Source organism: Pseudomonas sp. AGC41 (assembly GCF_057334555.1).
Genome location: NZ_JBHFJB010000073.1, coordinates 1 through 1,502, shown reverse-complemented (window position 1 = coordinate 1,502; position 1,502 = coordinate 1). Strand labels below are relative to the sequence as shown.

The following is a 1,502-nucleotide window of genomic DNA, read 5'->3' as shown; positions in this document are numbered from 1 at the left end:
CCCGGTGTGGCAGCACAAGCCTAAGCCTGTGAGCTTCAGCGCCGTGGCCTGGTACCAGTGCGACCACCTCGGCACGCCGATGGAGCTGACCGACGAACACGGCGATATCGCCTGGGCTGGAGTCTACAAGGCTTGGGGGCTGGCCAAGGAGCAGCGCAGCGACACCGCCAAACGTACCGACATTCGCAATCCGTTGCGCTTTCAGGGCCAGTACTTCGATGTGGAAACCGGGCTGCACTACAACCGCTATCGGTACTATGATCCGCAGGTGGGGCGGTTTATCGGCAAGGATCCGATTGGGTTTGCTGGAGGGCTCAACATCTATGCGTACGGGCTCAATCCGGTGGACTGGATTGACCCTCGCGGATTGTCACCTCAATCTATCGCAAAATCTATTGTCGAGTTAAAGGCTGGTCGTAGCGTGACTGTATGCTCTTATAAAGATGCTGTTGCTGTCCTCTTCGGTGCATTCCCAAATGCGCAAAAAGCCGCAGGTGCGGGTGATAAATCTGCGGAAAAAACATCTAGAGATAAGGCAGCATTTAAGTCAAATCGACAAAATGGATCAGGGCTAGCCTCTTATCATATGGATTTCAAGACAAACCCAACGTCTGGCAACCTATTCGGACACGACTCCCTCCCTGACGGACATCCGCACAAAACAACACCCCACATAAATATCGTCACACCCGAAGGAAACAAGGTAGATATTTTTGTTGATCGCGATTCTAAATGCCGTAACGGAGGGAGAAGAAAAGCATGATCACCCAAAAAGATATAGCGCACTTAGAACAACAAATTAATAACAAAAAATGCATCTGGATTAATGCTGAACACGATAAAAATGGTGAGCTTGAAAAAATTGAATTTTTCCTGCGAAAAACCAATGATGGCTACAAGGTAGGGTTTGACCATTACTTAGATAAATATGAAGACGCCACCGACCTTTACTTTTCGTACATACGGAAAGATTTTTTTGATCTCGCATCCGCGATTGAGTTCTCAATTGAAAATCTTCCCATTACCCTAACGCAACTCTTAAATGCTTAAGCACAACACCCACACCGACTATAGCTAGACCGGTAGAGGCTAACAAACAGCCGTACATATTCACCGCCTTTAATAAGGCCAGAGGAACAAAACAGTGAAATCAATAGTTCGCCTGGGGGACACAACTGACCACGGCGGTTCCGTGATCGAGCACATTGCCAACACCAACCTCAACGGCAAGCCCATGGCCGGCAAAGGCCACATGGTGATGTGCCCCCGATGCAAAGGCCCCTTCCCGATTGCCGAAGGCAGCAGCACCTATTCCGTCAACGGCATTCCCGTGGCGTTGGATGGCATGAAGACCACCTGCGGCGCGACCCTGATCGCCAGCGGCTCACGCGGCTCCGTTCACCGCTGACCGACAACCCCGTTCTTTAACAACCGGACAACACCGGCATTGGCTCGATCGCACCAATACCTATGCCAACTTTAAAACCCGCGACGCCGAAGGC

Annotated in this window: 3 protein-coding genes; all 3 read left to right on the top strand. The window is 50.9% G+C overall.

The window, feature by feature from the left end; genetic code table 11:
- Window positions 1-763, top strand: a 763-nt coding sequence (locus ACE04F_RS13550) for an RHS repeat domain-containing protein (RefSeq protein WP_486107407.1), incomplete at its 5' end; no start/stop codon positions are given.
- Window positions 760-1,050, top strand: a complete 291-nt coding sequence (locus ACE04F_RS13545; RefSeq protein WP_486107405.1) for a hypothetical protein — start codon at window positions 760-762, stop codon at window positions 1,048-1,050. The genes ACE04F_RS13550 and ACE04F_RS13545, both read left to right, overlap by 4 nt.
- Window positions 1,051-1,144: 94 nt before the next feature.
- On the top strand, window positions 1,145-1,408 hold the full coding sequence (locus ACE04F_RS13540; protein WP_486107403.1) for a PAAR domain-containing protein: 264 nt from the start codon (window positions 1,145-1,147) through the stop codon (window positions 1,406-1,408).
- The last annotated feature ends 94 nt before the right edge of the window (window positions 1,409-1,502 follow it).

Bases quoted from the DNA above. Each gene is read 5' to 3' on its own strand.
- ACE04F_RS13545 (WP_486107405.1), top strand. From the start codon at position 760: ATGATCACCCAAAAAGATATAGCGCACTTAGAACAACAAATTAATAAC.